This is a genomic window from Sphaerochaeta sp. S2, from assembly GCF_016406725.1.
Lineage (GTDB): Bacteria > Spirochaetota > Spirochaetia > Sphaerochaetales > Sphaerochaetaceae > Sphaerochaeta.
Map to the genome: position 1 here is coordinate 1 of NZ_JAEKNT010000471.1, position 3,285 is coordinate 3,285.

General features: G+C 46.7%; 2 protein-coding genes and 1 pseudogene. All 3 read right to left on the bottom strand.

What is annotated here, in order from left to right:
• A partial coding sequence (locus JF818_RS13680; protein ID WP_198892538.1) for an ABC transporter ATP-binding protein occupies positions 1 to 1,327 on the bottom strand: 1,327 nt, incomplete at its 3' end.
• 92 nt (positions 1,328 to 1,419) lie between these two features.
• Positions 1,420 to 2,238: pseudogene (locus tag JF818_RS13685) on the bottom strand (BMP family protein); the annotation flags it as partial.
• A 31-nt stretch (positions 2,239 to 2,269) separates the two neighbouring features.
• Complete coding sequence (locus tag JF818_RS13690; RefSeq protein ID WP_233067892.1) at positions 2,270 to 3,157, bottom strand: IS1595 family transposase; 888 nt, start codon at positions 3,155 to 3,157, stop codon at positions 2,270 to 2,272.
• Positions 3,158 to 3,285 lie beyond the last annotated feature (128 nt).

Below are 3,285 nucleotides of genomic sequence, written 5' to 3' on the forward strand. Positions count from 1 at the left end.
GTTGTGAGTGGATATATTCAATCGCCCCTACATCCAGTCCCCTGGTCGGTTGGACTGCTATCAGTAGCTCAGGATCAGCAACAACCTCACGACCTACAATCAATTTCTGCTGATTGCCTCCAGAGAGCTTCCCTGCAAGAGAGAAAATGCCTTCACCACTGCGGACATCAAACTGCCCAACCACTTTCTGGGCATATTCACGCAAGTAGTCAGCTTCAAGAATACCTTTCTTGCTGAAAGGACTGTGGTAGTACTCCTTGATGGCAACATTATCGAACACGGAAGAGCTCATTACCAACCCTCGTTTCTGCCTATCCTCAGGAATATGTCCAAGCCCAATCTCATTGCGCCTGCGAATATCAGCATTGGTGATGTCATTTCCGTCAAGGATGATCGAACCACTTTCAACCGCCCTCAATCCGGTTATCGCCTCAATAAGCTCGGTCTGGCCATTGCCATCAACACCGGCAATACCGACAATTTCACCAGCTTTAACTGAAAGCGAAAAATCCTTTACTCCAAGTATCTTCTTACTGCTCATGACCTTCAGATCATGAATATCCAGGATTACACGACCCACCTGGGCAGGTTTCTTGTCAACTTTGAAACTAACAGGCCTACCTACCATCATTGATGCCATTTTTGCAGTGGAGGTATCCTTTACATCCACCACCCCGATGAGTTTTCCTCTGCGGATAACCGTACATCGGTCAGCAACGGCCTTGATCTCATTCAGTTTATGAGTGATCAGGATAACTGACTTTCCCTCGGTAACCAGACTTCGCATAATCTCCATCAGGTCTTCTATTTCCTGAGGGGTAAGTACTGCCGTCGGTTCATCAAATATCAGTATCTCAGCATTCCTGTAGAGCATTTTCAGGATCTCTACCCGTTGCTGCATCCCAACAGTAATATCCTCGATGACCATGTTTGGATCTATATTCAATCCATATTTTTCAGAGAGGTCCTTGATTTTCTTGGATGCAATCCTACGATCAAGGATAAAACCTCCCTCTTTTCCGAGAATGATATTTTCGGTAACGGTAAAATTCTGTACAAGTTGGAAGTGCTGATGCACCATTCCGATACCAAGTTCATTGGCATCGTTGGGATCATTGATCCTGACTTCTTTCCCTTTGACTTTTATCTGCCCCTTATCGGCATGATATAAACCGAAAAGGATACTCATAAGGGTAGACTTACCTGCTCCATTCTCACCGAGAATGGCATGAATTTCTCCCTGTTCCACTTGCAAGGTGATATCATCGTTTGCAACGATTCCTGGAAACTCCTTGCGTATGTTCAACATCTCAATAACGTGGCTCATCAGTGGGCTCCCTGTGTGAACAAATCATAGCTATGAGTTGCACAGAAGGGCCACCTATGGGGTGGCCCTTGCGCGCGAATTAATCGGAAAGTTTACTTGAACAATCCATCGCCGGAGGCCTGCACCTTAAGCTCACCGCTGGTCATCATTGCAGAGACCTTGGAAACCTCATCGGTGACAGCCTTGTCGAGATTCGGGTTCTCAGCTGGAATACCTACACCTTCATTTGCTGCAGTAAAGGTAAGTATTTCACCAGCGGGGAAGGTTCCATTGAGCTCAGCAACAATCATGTCATAGGAAGCACGGTCGAGGTACTTCATGGCACTGGTGAGGATGATGGACTTGCCGCTAGGAAGTACGCCCTCTGGGTACTGGTCTACGTCAACTCCGATTACCCACACATCCTGTCCACTGGAAGCACGGTTCTTTGCTTCGTTGATAACACCAACGCCAACACCACCGGCTGCTGCGAAGATGACATCTACACCACGGTCGTACATGGATGCTGCAATCTGCTGTCCAGCGCTGATGTTGTCAAAAGAACCCTGATAAAGGTTGTTCTCTTGCTTCATCACAATCTTGGTGCCGTAGTTTTCATTGGCAAAAGCAACACCCTGCTGGAAGCCCCAATTGAACTTCTGTACAGCGGGAATTTCCATACCGCCGACAAACCCAAAATCGCCTTCCTTAAGTTGCAAAGCAGCAGCAAGTCCAGCGAGGAAGCCGGATTCGTGCTCAGCATAATACACTGCAACTACATTTGGCTCAATGCGGTACTCAGAGTAATCAGCACTGTGGGGTTCTCCATCGAGGATTACGAACTTCACATTGGGATACTTATCCTGAGCCTCAAACAGTGCAGTCTCAAACTTGAATCCTGGGCATACAATAAAGTTAGTGGGGTGGGCGGTTAGCTCCTCCTCAGTTCAAATTCTATTGTTATTACCAATTATAGCCGTAAGTTACATCATTATCAGTAACGGGTTTGGTAACAGCCGCTTGTTCGAGAAGTCTTAGGAAAATAAGTCCTCTACTACGTGAAGTACGCCGATTGAATCGGAAAGTGAACTCTTCAAGATACGATTGCAGATGTCCCTGGGCTACAGAACCCTGATGAGTGCCTAAAATCCATCGTTTCAATAAGCTCGCGATCCGATGGACACCTGGCATGGAAACATGGGCAGGATCATCAGAAGAGGACATTACTGTTGCTTCATGTGAGTATCCAAGCTTTGTCAGTTTGTTGTAAGCAGGCCATCCATCGGTATGTATTATTGACCCAGGTGCTACTGAATCACATACAAATGATTGCAGGCTACTACCAGATGCGTCTGGAATACAACGCATACGAATCCGCCCAAAACCTTTAGGCTGTTTCATCTCTACGGCAATCGCAACGACACTTTTTATAGCCCCGCGACCTCTTTTGCCCCCCTGCTGAACCCCACCTATCAGAGTTTCATCTACCTCTACGATCCCAGAGAGCTGTTTGCGCTCAGAATTCACCATTGCAACCCTAAAACGTTGCAACATTGTCCACGCTACTCGATAGCTGGTTCCAAGAGTTCGCTCCAAGGTTTTAGCCGACATACCATTCTTGGCAGTGGTTACATGCCAAGCTGCTTCAAACCAAGTAATCAGCGGTGTTCGCGTCTTATCAAAAATCGTTCCTGCAGTAATAGATGTTTGGTATCGACATATCGGACAAACTAAACGATCACGGGTTAGTCTCCAAGGTATTGAGACTGACTTGCAAGCAGGGCAAGTGAATCCTTCAGGCCAACGAAGCTGTTCCAAATATGCCTTACATGCGGCATCATCTGGAAACATTCTCACAAAGTCCCTGTATGTATTTGGGTACTCATACTCTGCATTTGATGTGGATTTCACAGCTCCTCCACCATTCAAGGATATATGCATAAATTATAGCACAGGAGGAGCTAACCGCCCACCCCGCT

Bases quoted from the DNA above. Each gene is read 5' to 3' on its own strand.
- JF818_RS13690 (WP_233067892.1), bottom strand. From the start codon at position 3,157: ATGTTTCCAGATGATGCCGCATGTAAGGCATATTTGGAACAGCTTCGT.